The organism is Geothermobacter hydrogeniphilus, from assembly GCF_002093115.1.
Lineage (GTDB): Bacteria > Desulfobacterota > Desulfuromonadia > Desulfuromonadales > Geothermobacteraceae > Geothermobacter_A > Geothermobacter_A hydrogeniphilus.
The window spans coordinates 194,294-209,295 of record NZ_NAAD01000001.1 but is presented as its reverse complement, the minus strand read 5'-3'; the positions used below and the strand labels follow the sequence as shown (position 1 = coordinate 209,295).

General features: G+C 61.6%; 13 protein-coding genes. 1 reads left to right on the top strand and 12 read right to left on the bottom strand.

The features are described from left to right. Positions 1-32 precede the first annotated feature (32 nt). From infB to B5V00_RS00850, 9 genes are all read right to left on the bottom strand, one after another. Positions 33-2,825: a translation initiation factor IF-2 gene (gene infB, locus B5V00_RS00890; protein WP_085008551.1), complete on the bottom strand. Its 2,793-nt coding sequence runs from the start codon at positions 2,823-2,825 to the stop codon at positions 33-35. After that, positions 2,825-3,415, bottom strand: a complete 591-nt coding sequence (locus tag B5V00_RS00885; protein ID WP_172399561.1) for a DUF448 domain-containing protein — start codon at positions 3,413-3,415, stop codon at positions 2,825-2,827. Before B5V00_RS00885 ends, infB begins: the two co-directional genes overlap by 1 nt. Before the next feature lie 7 nt (positions 3,416-3,422). Beyond that, on the bottom strand, positions 3,423-4,736 hold the full coding sequence (nusA, locus tag B5V00_RS00880; RefSeq protein ID WP_085008546.1) for a transcription termination factor NusA: 1,314 nt from the start codon (positions 4,734-4,736) through the stop codon (positions 3,423-3,425). Between the two features lie 38 nt (positions 4,737-4,774). Beyond that, complete coding sequence (locus tag B5V00_RS00875) at positions 4,775-5,248, bottom strand: ribosome maturation factor RimP (RefSeq protein WP_245803886.1); 474 nt, start codon at positions 5,246-5,248, stop codon at positions 4,775-4,777. Between the two features lie 295 nt (positions 5,249-5,543). Next, positions 5,544-6,821: a class I SAM-dependent RNA methyltransferase gene (locus B5V00_RS00870; protein WP_085008543.1), complete on the bottom strand. Its 1,278-nt coding sequence runs from the start codon at positions 6,819-6,821 to the stop codon at positions 5,544-5,546. Beyond that, on the bottom strand, positions 6,821-7,222 hold the full coding sequence (locus B5V00_RS00865; protein WP_139800609.1) for a hypothetical protein: 402 nt from the start codon (positions 7,220-7,222) through the stop codon (positions 6,821-6,823). The genes B5V00_RS00870 and B5V00_RS00865 overlap by 1 nt, the downstream gene beginning before the upstream one ends. Then, complete coding sequence (locus tag B5V00_RS00860; RefSeq protein ID WP_085008539.1) at positions 7,219-7,986, bottom strand: RNA methyltransferase; 768 nt, start codon at positions 7,984-7,986, stop codon at positions 7,219-7,221. The genes B5V00_RS00865 and B5V00_RS00860 overlap by 4 nt, the downstream gene beginning before the upstream one ends. After that, positions 7,983-8,747, bottom strand: a complete 765-nt coding sequence (locus B5V00_RS00855; RefSeq protein WP_172399560.1) for an RsmE family RNA methyltransferase — start codon at positions 8,745-8,747, stop codon at positions 7,983-7,985. The genes B5V00_RS00860 and B5V00_RS00855 overlap by 4 nt, the downstream gene beginning before the upstream one ends. Then, positions 8,725-9,144, bottom strand: coding sequence for a DNA polymerase III subunit chi (locus B5V00_RS00850; protein ID WP_085008535.1), 420 nt, complete (start codon positions 9,142-9,144; stop codon positions 8,725-8,727). The genes B5V00_RS00855 and B5V00_RS00850 overlap by 23 nt, the downstream gene beginning before the upstream one ends. Before the next feature lie 255 nt (positions 9,145-9,399). Here B5V00_RS00850 and B5V00_RS00845 point away from each other — a divergent pair, with 255 nt between their 5' ends. Further along, positions 9,400-9,978, top strand: a complete 579-nt coding sequence (locus B5V00_RS00845; protein WP_085008534.1) for a Slp family lipoprotein — start codon at positions 9,400-9,402, stop codon at positions 9,976-9,978. 163 nt (positions 9,979-10,141) lie between these two features. Here B5V00_RS00845 and B5V00_RS00840 read toward each other — a convergent pair whose 3' ends face one another. Genes B5V00_RS00840 through glnD form a run of 3 tightly spaced genes read right to left on the bottom strand, consistent with a single transcriptional unit; the run spans position 10,142 to position 14,993 of the window. After that, complete coding sequence (locus tag B5V00_RS00840) at positions 10,142-11,347, bottom strand: cofactor-independent phosphoglycerate mutase (protein ID WP_085008532.1); 1,206 nt, start codon at positions 11,345-11,347, stop codon at positions 10,142-10,144. Positions 11,348-11,365: 18 nt separating this feature from the next. Further along, on the bottom strand, positions 11,366-12,253 hold the full coding sequence (xerD, locus tag B5V00_RS00835; protein WP_085008530.1) for a site-specific tyrosine recombinase XerD: 888 nt from the start codon (positions 12,251-12,253) through the stop codon (positions 11,366-11,368). A gap of 28 nt (positions 12,254-12,281) precedes the next feature. After that, complete coding sequence (gene glnD / locus B5V00_RS00830; RefSeq protein WP_085008528.1) at positions 12,282-14,993, bottom strand: [protein-PII] uridylyltransferase; 2,712 nt, start codon at positions 14,991-14,993, stop codon at positions 12,282-12,284. Positions 14,994-15,002: the final 9 nt, after the last annotated feature.

Genomic DNA, 15,002 nt, shown 5'->3' with positions numbered 1-15,002 from the left:
CCGCGCGGTAGCAGAAGCCGCCGCGACGGGCATCAGTCAAGCTTGGTTGCCGTCTCTTCGATTTCGAAGGCTTCGATGATATCACCGACCTTGACATCATTGTAGTTCTCCAGCCCGATACCGCATTCGTAACCGGCCTGAACCTCGCGGGCGTCATCCTTGAAACGCTTGAGGCTGTTGAGTTTGCCTTCCCAGATGACCACGCTGTCGCGCACAAGCCGCACCTGGGCGTTGCGCGAAACCTTGCCGTCAAGGACGTAGCAGCCGGCAACGGTGCCGACCTTGGAGACATGGAAGGTATCACGGACTTCAACGCGACCGAGGGCGACCTCCTTGAGAGTCGGCGCCAGCAGACCTTCCATGGCGCTCTTCACATCCGCCACGGCATCGTAGATGATGCTGTAGAGGCGGATGTCGACCCCTTCGTGCTCAGCCAGGGTCGCGGCCTTCGGTTCGGGACGGACATTGAAGCCGATGATAATCGCATCGGACGCGGTCGCCAGGGTGACATCGCTCTCGATGATGCCGCCGACCCCGGTATGAATGACCACCAGCCGACAGATATCGTTGGAGAGCTTGACCAGTGCATCCCTGACCGCCTCGACGGAACCCTGGACGTCGGCCTTGAGAATGACCTTGAGTTCCTTGACGTCTCCTTCCTGGAGACGGGCGTAAAGCTGGTCAAGAGACACCTTGCTGGTCTTGGCCAGCTCGGCCTCGCGCTGTTTCTGGGCACGATGCTGGGCAACCTCCTTGGCCGCCTTTTCGTCATCGAGGGCGTTGAAAGTATCACCGGCGTCGGGAACACCTGACAGGCCGGTCACCTCAACCGGCGTCGACGGTCCGGCCTCCTGAACCTGCTCGCCGCGATCATTGGTCATGGTCCGTACCCGACCGTAGTGAGCGCCGGACACCAGCGGGTCGCCGATGCGCAGGGTACCCTCCTGGACCAGCAGGGTCGCCACCGGGCCGCGTCCCTTGTCGAGACGGGCCTCGACGATGGCGCCGCAGCCGTGTTTCTTGGCATTGGCCTTGAGATCGAGGACCTCGGCCTGCAGCAGGATCATCTCCAGCAGGCCGTCGATATTGGTCTTTTCCTTGGCTGACACCTCGACGAAGATGGTATCGCCGCCCCAGTCTTCAGGAACCAGTTCAAACTCGGTCAGTTCCTGCTTGACCTTCTCCGGGTTGGCGCCCGGCTTGTCGATCTTGTTGACCGCGACGATGATCGGCACTCCGGCGGCCTTGGCGTGGTTGATCGCCTCGCGGGTCTGCGGCATGACGCCGTCATCGGCGGCCACAACCAGGATCACGATATCGGTTACGCTGGTCCCGCGGGCACGCATGGCGGTGAACGCCTCATGGCCGGGAGTGTCGAGGAAGGCGATCTTCCTGCCGTCCAGTTCAACGTCATAGGCACCGATATGCTGGGTGATGCCGCCGGCCTCGCCGGCAATCACGTTGGTCGCGCGGATGGCATCGAGCAGGCTGGTCTTGCCGTGATCGACATGGCCCATGATGGTGACCACCGGCGGCCGCGGTTCGAGATCTTCAGGTTTGTCCTCACCAACAGCAGCCTTGTCGACGTTGAGGATGGTTTCCTCGTTGAAACCGACATTTTCGACCTCGTAGTTGAACTCCGCAGCGAGGATGGCGGCGGTTTCATAATCGAGGGGATGGTTGATGGTCACCATATTCCCCTGGCTCATCAGCTCGCGGATCAGGTCATTGGCCTTGACCCCCATGCGCTTCGCCAGTTCACCGACAGTGATGACATCGGAAATTCTGATCTTGCGCTTGATCGCCTTGGACACGGTGATTTCGGTCTTCTTCTGCTGCTTGCCGGAACGCTTGGCGCGACGATAACGGTCGTTCCGGTCCGGCTCGAAGACCTCCATGCGGGCGCGTTTGCTGCGACGTTCATGCCGATCGGCACCCGCCGGGCCATCGCCGCCCTTGCCCTTCTTCTTGCGCTTGTTGCGGGTTTCCTTGCCGCCGGGGATATCACCCACCGGCGCCGGCGCCGGGCCGGGCGCGGGTCTTCCGGGACGGGCGGGGGCACCCGGACGCCCCGGGGCATTGCCGGCCGGTCGACGACCCGGCTGACCTCCAGCGGGACGGCCCTGGCGACGCTGTGGCGGGGCCGCCTGCGGCAGTTCGACCCGGCCGAGAATCTTGGCGCGATTCGGGGAAGCTTTTTCAACCACGGCGGGCGCGGACGGCTTGGACGGCGCAGTTTCAGTCGCGGGCGACTTTTCCGCGGCAGCGGGCGCGGCACTCTCGGCCTCGACCTTCTCCTCGACCTCGGCCTCAACCTTCTCCCCGACCTTGGCCTCGGTTTTAACCTTGGCCCCCGTCTTGACCTCTTTCTCGGTGGATACCTCCGGAGCAGCCTCGACCGCCGGTTCTTCGACCGTCGGCTCAACGTCAATCTGCGGGGTGGAATCGGGCGTAACCGGCACTGCTTTTTCAGCAGCAGCGGCAGCAGCGGACGACTCATCGGCAGCAGGTGCTTCAGGCACAGGCGCGGCGGCTGCCGCTTTCTCGACAGATTCGGATTCAGCAACCGGCTCCGGCTTGGGCTCCGGCTTGGGAACCGCCTTGCGACGACGGCGAATCAACCCCGAGGAGATGCGGCGTTCCTCGATGATGGCCGGCTTATCCTCGGCCTGTTCCCTGCCGGCTTCAAACTTCTGCACGGCATCTGCTTCGAGCACACTCATATGCGTCTTCGCCTCAATGCCGGCATCCTTGAGCCTGGCCAGCAGATCCTTGTTCTCGAGCCCGAGCTTCTGCGCCAATTCGTAAACCCTGATCTTTGACATTAACAATCCCCTGCAATTTGATCGTATCTTGAAAACTCGTACAGCAGTTTTTCAGCTATCGGCCCCGACCTCAAGGCCAGAACACTGCGTTCCGCTCGTCCACACAAGACGCCCAACCGGCTCTTGTCAAGCCAGTCCGGCTGTCTGACAGGTCTGTTACCGGCAGCACGGCGGACCTTGTCGCCGATGCCGGCTGAAACATCCTTCGCCAGCAGCACCAGAGCGATATCGCTGCCCCGCTGCAGTTCACCAAGGACAAGATTGCTGCCGCCGACCCCCTGGCCGGCCTTGCGCGCCATGCCGATGAGATTGTCGATGGCCTGGCGCTGCTGTTCGGCAACCCGGGCCAGCAACTGCTGACCTTCAACACGCAACTCGCGCTTGAAGGAACGACTGAACCCGCTTTTCGCGGCAGCCTGCAGCAGGCATTGCCGGCGGGCGCAGACATAGGCTCCGCGACCCGGAAGCTTGCGCCGGTAGTCGACCAGCAAGGTTCCGTCCGGAGCCGGGACAAAACGGATCAGGCAGTGCTGATCGAAGGTCTCACGACATCCGAGACAGGTCCGCTGCGGCTTGCGCCCGGCGGCCACCAGCGACCTACTCCTGCTCCCCGCCGCCGGCGTCATCATCCTCCGCCGCGGCGAAAACGCCGAGTTCCTGGAGCTTGTCCAGCAGTTCCTGCTTGCTCATGCCGCTGCGACCGGCGAGCTTGTGTTCCTTGGCCAACTCATACAGCTGATCACGGCTCAACTCGGCGGGATCGGTCACGGTGGTCGACTCGGCGGCGGCTTCCTCAACCACGACATCGGCCACAGCCTCTTCCTCAACCGCGACATTGTCGAAATTGGCGTTCTCGATCTCTTCTTCGAGCTCGGCTTCAGCGGCCCGGGTCTCACTCTTGATATCGATCTTCCAACTGGTCAAACGGGCGGCCAGACGGACATTCTGCCCCTTCTTGCCGATCGCCAGGGAAAGCTGATCATCCGGAACAATGACCTCCAGCGCCTGCTCCTCGTTGTCGACATAGACCCGCGTCACCTCGGCCGGTGACAGGGCGCTGCAGGCGAAACGGGCGATATCGGGAGTCCAGGGAATGATGTCGATCTTTTCACCACGCAATTCGGAGACAACATTCTGCACCCGGGAACCGCGCATCCCGACACAGGCGCCGACCGGATCAACATCGGAGTCGTGAGACACCACGGCGATCTTGGCGCGACTGCCCGGCTCACGAGCGACACCAACGATTTCGACGATACCCTCGCTGATCTCGGGAACTTCGGTCTTGAACAGGGAAGCCACCAGGCCGGGAGCGGTACGAGAGAGAATGATCTGCGGCCCCTTGGTCGACATGCGCACATCGGCGACATAGGCGCGAACCCGATCCCCCTGGCGATAGTTCTCGCGCGGCACCTGCTCACGATGCGGCAGCAGGGCTTCGGCACGGCCGAGGTCGACGATCAGGTCACCACGCTCGTAACGTCGCACGATACCGTTGACCAACTCCCCGATCCGGTCCTTGAACTCGTTGTAGATCCCTTCCCGCTCGGCTTCCCGGACCTTCTGAATAATAACCTGCTTGGCGGTCTGGGCGGCAATGCGACTGAACCCGGTGGCGTCCATCTTCATGCCGAGCGAGTCGCCGACTTCAACCTCGGGGTCGATCTCGCGTGCCTCTTCGATATCGATTTCCCGGTAGGAATCTTCCACCTCGTCAACCACGGTCACGAACTCGAACAATTCGACCTCGCCGATCTCGTCATTGAACTGCGCCTCAAGGTCGCGGGTATTGCGATATTTTTTGTTGGCGGCCGAAAGGATCGCGGCCTCCAGGGCTTCCACGAGGACGGACCGGTCAATGCCTTTGTCCTTGACCACCTGGTCAATAATCTGGTTCAGGTTCTGCTCCATCAATATCCCCCTGTATCAGGACTGTCTTTTGTTCTCTGTCAGAATTGCGGGTCGAGATTGGCTTCCGCCAACTCGTCATAACGGAAAGTCACTTCACCGCCCCGCTTGTCCTGCTGGGCAATGGTCAGGCTCTCATCGTCAGCCCGCTGCAGGATCCCGCGAAAAGTCTTCCGGGCGTGACCGCGATGATCCGGATCGAGCGGGTCCCGGCTCTTGACCCGGACCCGCTCGCCGACAAAACGCACGAAATCAGCGGCTTTCTTCAGCGGCCGATCGAGCCCCGGCGATGAAACCTCAAGCCGGTAAGCATGCGGAATCAGACCCTCAACCTCAAGCAGCGGATCAACCTCGCGACTCAGATCGGCACAATCATCAAGGGTCACGCCGCCCGGCTTGTCGATGAACAGGCGCAGGAACCAGTCCGAGCGCTCCCGCTTGTATTCAACATCGACCAGTTCCAGGCCGAATTCTTCGATAATCGGGGCCACCAGTTCGGCAACCCGCTCTGTCATGACTTGCTGCACCACCCGTATCCCCAATATAGATGCTTTCGCAAGAAAGCAAAAGAGAGGTTGGCTGAGCAAAAAACATCAGCAGCAAGGCGCGTGATTGTCGAGCAATGAGACGTACTTCCGTACGTCGAAGCAGCGAGAGCCAGCGCAGCAACGCAGCTGCCGGTAATTTTTTGCGACCATCAAAAATAAAAAAAGCGAGCTGAAAGCTCACTTTTCGAGTGAACGGTAAAACCTGACATGTCTTAGCATGAAGGGACCGAAAGTGCAAGAGAAAAAGCTCCCGCGGGACCTGTTATCCGGCTTCGAGCAGGGAAAGACTTTCCAGGTGATAGGTCTGCGGGAAGAGGTCGGCGGCACGGGCGGAGAGCAACCGATAACCCTGGCCGAGCAGGGGGCTCAGATCACGAGCGAGAGTCATCGGATCGCAGGAGATGTATAGGATTCGCCGCGGGCGGTGGCTCAGCAGCGCGCGCGTGACGTCCCGGGCGCCGCCGCGGGGGGGATCAAGAACGACCAGATCGTAGCTCGTGTCGGCTTGACGCAGGAAGCGGGCGGCGTCGGCGACGAAAAACGCGGCATTGCCGATACCGTTGACCGCGGCGTTCTTCCGTGCCTGCTCAATCGACGGAGCATGAGCTTCGACGCCGTCAACCCGGGCGACCCGCCTGGCCAGTGGCAGGCTGAGATTGCCCATACCGCAGAACAGGTCAAGCACCCGCTCGTCTCCCTGCAGCCTGAGCATCTCCAGGGCGGCGGCGACCAGTTGCCGGTTCTGTTCGAGATGAACCTGGGCAAAACCACCCGGTCCGTATCCGAGCCGAAGGGGCGGCTCATCGACCAGAATCTCCAGTTCAGACGGACCGACCAGCTGCCGCAGGGTCTGCTTGCGTCCTGACTGGGAAAAAAGCGCCCAGCCGGCGTCTTCCGCCGCCGTCCGCAACCGCGGCCCGGCGCCTGCCCCGGCGGGGGCGATATCATGCACCACCAGCCGCAGCCGATCATGGTCATCACAACCGACGTCGACCTGCGGAACCCGGTCCGGGCGGGGGACCTGCGGCAGCTGGTCACGCAACCAGGGGAGAACCAGGTTGACGGCATCGGCGGCAATCGCACAGTGGTCGACGGCCTCAACGAAATGACTGCCGCGACGAAAGAAACCGATCGCCATCCCTTCCTTGAGAGCGTGACACTTGAACTGCACCCGGCTGCGATAATTCCAGGCCTGCCGCGCGGCGAGCAGGGGCTGCAGCGGCAACGCGTCACGCCGCAACTGACGCCTGAGAATGTCGCTGAACAAGCGTTCCTTCCAGTGCTGCTGGGTCTGTTCATCGAGATGTTGCCAGTGGCAGCCGCCGCAGCGGCCGAAAACCGGGCAGCGCGGCCGGCACCGGCCTTCACCGGCCTCGAGCAGCTCCACCAGTTCGCCGCGCAGATAACGCCGTCGCCGCTCGGTCACCCGGCAGTGCACCAGGTCACCCGGGGCCGTCAGCGGAATGAAGACCGCCTGCCCCCGGTGACGACCGACCCCGTCACCGCCGAAGGCAAGGCTCTCGATGCGAACCTCGATCATCAGCGTCCCGCGATCGTCAGCGGGTGGACCCGATGCGAGCGCAATCGACTTTCGACCAGCCGTCGGGGAAACTCGGGGTGGCGCAGGTAGGGGCCGGCGCTGCTCAGAAAGGCATCGATCATCCGATCGCGCACAGCCTCGACATCGGCCCCGGCAACCCCCATCCGTTCGAGGCTCCTTTCATAAACCACCCGCTCGCCGAGCCGGCGCCGGGCACGGTCAAAGGCGCGTCGCGGGTCACTCTCGGCGGCAAACATCGTCTCCCGCAGCGGAACTTCGCAGCGCACCAGGATCTTGATGCGATGGTAGTCGCCGAAATACCGGTTGCCGAGATCGAAAAAGTCGAGTTTCAACCCACCTTCAAGGGGGATGCTGCGAAACGGTCCGGTTGCGGTCATCATCCTTCACCCTTCACCACAGATTTGCGCCTTTCGCCTTCGACCCAGTCGATCCGGCTCCAGAGCCCCTGCAGGATGCGGACCTCGCGGGCGGAGAGTCCGGCCCGGCCGAGAATCTGCCGGAAAGCGCGCAGAATATGATCAGGATTCTGCGGATCAAGAAATTCGATGTCGAGCAGCGTCCGGCGCATGTGACGGAACATCTGTTCAAGATCCTCGCCGGACGCGAGACGTTTGCCCCCGGCCGCCTTTCCCGCCAGTTCACCCCAGACCTTCTGCACCTCGTAGAGACAGACCGCCACCGCCTGGGCGAGGTTCATCGAGGCCACCGGTTCCCGGGTCGGAATGGTCATCAACCGCTGGCAGAGATCGAGTTCCTCGTTGTGCAGCCCCCGGTCCTCGCGGCCGAAGATCAGCGCCACCTGCCCGGCGGCGCTCAACGGCAGAAAGTGCCGGGCCGCCTGGTCCGGATGGAACAGGTTCTCCCGGTACTTGCCGAAACGACGGGTGGTGCCGATGCTGCAGGTGCAATCGGCAAGCGCCGACGGCAGATCGGAGAAAACCTCCGCCCGCTCCAGCAGCGGAGCGGCCTTGACCGCCATCCGCCGGGCATCGTCACCGAGATGATCGACCTGCGGATTGACCAGCCGCAGACGACTGAGACCGAAATTGGCCATCACCCGGCAGACCGAACCGATATTCAGTCCTCCCTGGGGCTCGACCAGGACCACCAGGATATTCTCCAGGCGGGCATTGACATCCTTCATCTGAAATCTCCAAGACAAGCCTGGGCCACGGCGATGGCGGCAATGGCCGCGGTTTCGGTCCGCAGCAGACGGGGGCCGAGGCTGACGGGCTGGAATCCGCGACGGACGGCCGCGGCGACCTCGACATCGCTGAATCCACCCTCCGGACCGATCAGCAGCGCGAGGGATTCCGCACGGGACACCGCCAGCGCCTCTCCCATCTGTTGGGAACAGCCGCCCTCGTAGAGCATCAGCCGCAGGTCGGCACGACTTCCCATATCGAGCGCCTCATTCCAGCCGCAGCAGGTGTAGAGTTCCGGCAGTTCGGAGCGGCGGCATTGCCGCGCGGCGCGCAGCACCAGCTCCGGCCAGCGATGCGACTTCTTCTGCCTGGCGTCCCGTTCAGCCAGGGAAATCGACCGCTCGGACTGGTAGGGGATGAGGCGGCCCACACCCAATTCAGTCGCCTTTTCCAGCACCAGCTCGAAACGTTCGCGCTGCGGAAGGGCCTGAAAAAGGTCAATCCGCAACGGTCCGGCCGGATTCCGTTTCAGAGACTGAAACGGGACGACCCGCCAGCACGACCCGTCCCGCTCAAGCCGGCCCCGCCAGGCGGTCTGACACGGATCGACGAAGGTGAGAATCTCTCCCGGCCTGGCCCGCCAGAGCCGCAGACGCTCAACGGCGGTGCCATCGAGGACAAGCGGCTCTTCGGCCACCGGGACCACGGGCAGCAGCAACCGGCTCGGATGACCACCGCTATTGCAGCATCTCGGGGGCAAAACCGGCCTCGCGGTAACGACTGAAGCGCTGTCGGGACCGCGCCGCCGCCCCGGGATCATAGACCTCGGCAAAATCGACAACGATCTCGAAGCGCCGCATGAATTCGAGTGAACAGTGCCCGCCCATGATCAGCACCTGGGCGGAGTTCGGGTTCTGTTCGCAACTGCCGATGACGACCGGCTCGGCATGGCACTCGACCGCGCCGTTGTCGTAAGCGTGGGGAACGAAAGAGCCTTTCTGCCAGCTCCACATGAAGCGGTCGAGGGTGACCCCCTGGTTTTCATCCATCACCGTCACCAGCACCCGATAGCCCTGGAGATAGAAACGCTCGGCCAGTTCACAGAGATGCCGGGCGCGTTCCGGCCGCTGAAGTTTGACGAAATAGGCTTTGGGCATAAGTGCTTTCGATGTTAAACCTGAATCAGTGAGCGCCTTGTAGGCGGATAGCACAAGTCATTGATCTGCCTGAGCTTCCCAAAAATCACCAGCGAACCTGTGGGTGCGCTTCAGATTTTTGGAAATCTCACTCAGACCAAGCACTTGCACTCTCCATCCAACAGGAACTCACGGATTCAGGTTAAAGCAAAACGACGATGGTTCCGATATAATCAAATGAGAAATGCGTTTCTTCACAGCAGCGAAGGAGCCACCATGCGCAGATTCATTCTCCTGCTGATCCTTGTCGGCCTCACCGGCTGCGGACACGTGCTGTCGGAGCAGGCACGCAGCCGGATCGACAGCGACGTCAACCTGGCCGAGGTTCGTGCTGATCCCGAGGCCTATCGAGGAAAAACCCTGCTGCTCGGCGGCGTCATCATGGGACTGGACAATGAACGGGAGGGTTCAGTCCTGGAGATCACTCCCTGGCGACTCGACCGCTGGGGAGAACCGATCGACCTCGATGACGGCAGCGAACGCATCCTGGTTGAAAGCGACCGGCTGCTCGACCCGGCACGCTTCCTCACCGGCCGGCTGATCACCTTCACCGCCGATGTCCGCGGTCAGCAGATCCGCTCCGACAACTACGGCGTCCGCCGCTACCCGGTCTTCCATCTGCAGCGGGAATATCTCTGGGATACCCCTTTCCGCACCATGATTCATCCCGGTCCCAACCGCTACGCACCGACCTACGTCGGACCGGACGCAAAACCGCACGGCAACCCCTATGACCCGGGTTACTACGACGCGTATCCCTACACCCCCTACGACTTCCGCCCGGGACAGTTTTAGCGGGCTGAGGAAAAACGCCCATCTGCGGCGTTGTCCTTCCCCTGCGTCAACGACGTACCTGCCGGTACGCCTTATGCCGCGGGGCTGCGGACGCCTTGCATCTGGGCATTTTTACTCAGCCCGGGGAGCAGACATCTTCAGAAAACCCGCCAGACCAGGAACCTTAAACCTTGCGTTCCAACAACCGCGGCAGCAGCTGATGGCCGACTTCAACCAGACCGGTCGCGGCGGCTGACTTTTCGCTGTAGACCGCAGTGGTTTCTTCTTCTCCGCCGCGACGCGAGTCGTAAAGCACGAAGGGAACCGGATCGGAAGTATGAGTCCTCTTGCTGACCGGAGTCGGATGGTCGGGCAGCACCAGCAGCCGAAAATCATCTCCGCCGTTCAGTCCCTCCAGCACCCGGCCGACCACCTTGGCATCGAAATCCTCGATCGCCTGGATCTTGGCTTCCAGGTTTCCGGCATGAGCCGCCTCATCGGGAGCCTCGACGTGCAGGTAGACGAAGTCGCGGCTCTGCAGGGCGGCAAGGGCGGCGTCAGCCTTGCCGCGATAATTGGTATCGATATAACCGGTGGCACCGGGAACCTCGATGATGTCGAGTCCGGCATAGACACCGATGCCCTTGATCAGGTCGACAGCCGAGATCACCGCGCCGTTCAGGCCGTAGAGCTGCCGGTAATCGGCCAGCTGCGGTGCCCGCCCCTGTCCCCAAAGCCAGATCGAGTTGGCGGTCACCTCACCGGCCTCCTCGCGACGGCGATTGAGCGGGTGATTGCCGAGAATGATCTGCGCCTGGGTGGTGAGGTGAATCAGCTCTTCGGCCCCCTCTCCGCGCGGCAGGTGGTCGCCGACGCACTGATTGCTGATGTCATGCGGCGGCGTGCACTGCAGCCTGTCCTTGCCCCCCTTCCAGACCAGCAGATGACGATAGGAAATACCGGGATGAAAGCTGAATTCATCATTCCCAAGATGGTCCTGGAGCGACGTGATCAGTTCACGGGCCTGGTCGGTAGGGATATGCCCGGCCGAGAAGTCCGACATGTAGAGGTGGGCGAAATGGGGCTCCAGATGCACCAGGTTGAGTCGGAAGGCGACATCTTCGGGAGCCAGGTCGACATGCATGCTGGCGGCTTCGAGGGGAGAACGGCCGCTGTAACAGTCGTGCGGATCGTAGCCGAACACCGACAGGTTGGCGACATCGCTGCCGGGATGAAAGCCGACCGGGACGGTTCGTGCCAGTCCCAGGGTGCCGGCGCCGGCCAGTCGGTCCAGGTGCGGCGTCGATGCTTTTTCCAGCGGCGTCAGGCCGCCCAGTTCCTCCATCGGCTCGTCGGCCATGCCGTCACCGAGCAATACCAGGTATTTCATATCTGTCCCCGTAGCGCGTCAACCGCGCGGATGATGTTTTTCATGCACCTTGCGCAGCCGCTCGCGGGTGACATGGGTGTAGATCTGGGTCGTCGCGATGTCGGCATGGCCGAGCATGGTCTGGACGGTCCGCAGATCGGCTCCATTTTCCAGCAGATGGGTGGCAAACGAATGGCGCAGGGTGTGTGGTGTAATGTTCTTGAAAATTCCCGCCTCGCGGGCGCGGCGCTTCATCATCTTCCAGAAGCCCTGGCGTGTCAAGCCCCGCCCGGAACGGTTGAGAAACAGCGCCTCGCTGGACTTGTCCTTCAGCAGTGAGGGCCGCGCCGCATCGATATACATGACAACCGCCTCGATGGCCGGCTCCCCCAGGGGAACCACCCGCTGCTTGGCGCCCTTGCCGCTGGCGCGCAGGAATCCGGCATCGAGATGCAGCTGGCCGAGCTGCAGGCCGATCAGTTCGGAAACCCGCAGGCCGGTGCCGTAGAGAACTTCAAGCATCGCCCGGTCGCGAAGGGCAAGGGGTTCGTCACCACGCGGCGCGGCCAGCAGGCTGTCAACCTCGGCGATGGAGAGGATCCCGGGCAGAGCGGGAAGATTTTTCGGCGCTTCGATACGATCCGCCGGATTCTGCCGGCAATGATCTTCGGCATGCAGAAAGCGATGAAAATTCCGCAGGCTGACCAGGGCCCGGGCCCGGCTGCGCGGCGCCAGCCCCTGTTGCTTGAGCAGCGCCAGAAAGCGCAGCAGGTGCACGGTGCGAATGGCGTCCGGCGCGGTGATGCCCTCTTCCTTCAGATAGGCGAGATAGCGGACAAGATCGCGTCCGTAGCCGTCAAGGGTGTTTTTCGAGAGACCTTTCTCCACCACCAGGTAATTCAGAAAAAGGTCGAGGTATTGATCCATAACAAGCCGTCTGAGCGAGGGGAAATTCCTAATCGACAGCGGCACTCCCTTCCGTCGTCTTGTCTTCCAGAACGTCAAGCAGCACGCGACGCAGTTCATCCAACTTGTCCTCGGCCGTGATCTTCTGACCGAAGATGTCCTGCAGGTAAAAGGTGTCGGCCACCTGGTCCACCTTGGTGGAAATTTTCGACACCCCGATATAGAGCCCCAGGTCGGCAAAGCTGCGGGTTATTTCGTAAAGCAGGCCGACCCGGTCATGGGTATAGATATCGACCACCGTATAATCATCGGAAACCTCGGTATCGAACTCGACCCGACTGGGATACTGGGGCAGCGCCTTTCCACTCAGGAAACTGGGCGGCCTGCTCTTTTCGACCAGGGCATCGACCTGCAGCCGCCCCTCGATGACGGCGGTCAATTCCTGTTCAACCTTCTGCCAGCGGCGGGGATTGTCAATAATTTCACCGTTGCTGCCGACCACCTGCAGCAGGTCAAAGGCCTCGCCGTTTTTATGCGTGTAGATCTGCGCACCGAGAATACTCACCCCGTTGGCGGCCAGCACCCCGGCGACCAGAGAGAAAAGTCCCGGACTGTCCAGGGTCGAAAGCATCAGCTGCGAGAACTGGCTGCCGGGCTGATGCTCGACGCGCATGGCCAGCGGCTTCTTGCCGCGGCCGAAATAGACCCGCAGGTGTTCAGTAATCTCCGGCGAACGGTGACTGAGCAGGTAACGACTGCCGAGCGAACGCAGCACCGCTTTGACCTTGCTGCGGCCGAAATCTTCGGCCAGGTTGTCATAGACCTTGCGCTTGCGGTTGCGCACCCTTTCACTGCGGGCATCGGCGCGGAAATTACCGCGCTCGAGGGCATCGAAGGTCTTCTCGTACAGTTCCTGCAGCAGAAATCCCTTCCACTCCGACCAGACATCGGGGCCCACGGCCCGCAGGTCGGCGAAGGTCAGCAGGAAAAGCATCTTCAAATTCTCGGTCATCCCCATGCTGCGCGCCACCTGGTCGATCAGCTTGTCATCGTGCAGGTCGCGACGCTGGGAGATGTGGGCCATCTCCAGGTGATGCAGCACCAGGAATTCGAGCCGCTCACTGTCCTCCTTGTTCAACCCCATGCGCCGGGCGATGGTCCTGACCAGTTTCGCCCCTTTTTCGCTGTGGTTTTTCCCCTCTCCCTTGCCGATATCATGGAACAGCACCGCCAGCAGCAGCAGTTCACGTTTTTCGATATCATTGGCCACCGCGGTCAACAGCGGTCGTTCTTCGGCATACTCTCCTGCCCAGAGCTTGAGGATTTCCTCGACCGCGAACAGGGTGTGAATATCGACCGTGTAGATGTGATAGGCATCATGCTGTACACGACAGTAGATGCGTTCGAATTCGGGAATATAGGCGTTGAGAAAACGCAGGTGATGCATATCCCGCAGGATCTGACCGCAACTCTGCCCGCGCAGGATCTCGAAAAAATCCCGGTTCACCTCGCGAGAACGACGGAACTGGTCATTGATCAGGTGCAGATGGTCCCGGATCAGGGTTTTCAGATCAAGACTGAGTACCACGCCATGGCGTTGCGCCAGCAGGAAGGCCCGCATCAGCAAAATCGGATTCTGTTCAAAAAGTTCAGGTTTGCCGGCGCGCAACTCGCGCCGCAGCAGGTAGAAACCGTCCTCCAGTTTGCGTTTCGAGAATGAGGAAAAGAAACTGGGGTTCTGATCCCGGTTGGCGGCCCGGTTGATCAATACCGAGGCGAGATGCTCGACCTGGGTGGCATGGGAATAGTAATCCTGCATGAACTCTTCGACCGCCGGCGCTTTTTTGCTGTCCCGGTAGCCGAGAAAACGGGCGATCTGCTCCTGCTGCTCGAAATGCAGCTGATCGTTCTTGCGGCTGGAGAGGTAGTGCAGCTGGTTGCGGATGCGCCACAGGTAGTCGCAGGCGTTTTCGACCGCCTCTTTTTCCTGTTCGGTCATCACCCCCTTGATCACCAGTTCCCGCAGGCCGGACGCCTTGAACTTGACCCGCAGAATCCAGACCGCCGCCTGCAGGTCACGCAGTCCCCCCTCGCCTTCCTTGATATTCGGCTCCAGCAGGTAGACCGTGGACCCGTACTTGGTCAGGCGCCGCTGGCTCTCTTCCTGCTTGTGCCGGATGAACTGGTTGGAATTTTTCCCCAGCACAATACCGAGGACCTGTTTCTCGAAATCCTCAAACAGACTTTCGCTGCCGGCCAGGTAGCGGGCATCAAGCAGCGCGGTGCGGGCGGTGATATCCCGATCCGCCATTTCGATGCAGTCGGCGGCGGTGCGGACACTGTAGCCGACATCGAGGGCAAGGTCCCACAGCAGGTAGAGCATGCGCTCGGATATCTGTTCGGCGATACTCCGATCCCTGCCGTGATAGTAGAACATCAGATCGATATCGGAACGGGGATTGAGCTCGGCCCGCCCGTAACCGCCGATGGCCAGCAGGGCGCAGGCGACATCCTCGACCCCGGTCAGATCGACGGCCACGGCATGATAAAGGCGCCGGATGAGCTCATCGGTCATCACCGTCAGCAACCGGACCACCTCACGGCCGGAGGCCCCCTGTTCATGCTGCCGACGGACAGCGGCCCGTTCCCGCTCAAGGTAGTCACGCGATGCCTGCAGCAGCAGGACGCGGCGTTCCTCATAGGGAAGAGCGGTATCGGTCAACCGGGGAGACGCGAAACAGCTGTCGATCGATGATGGCATTTCCGTCCT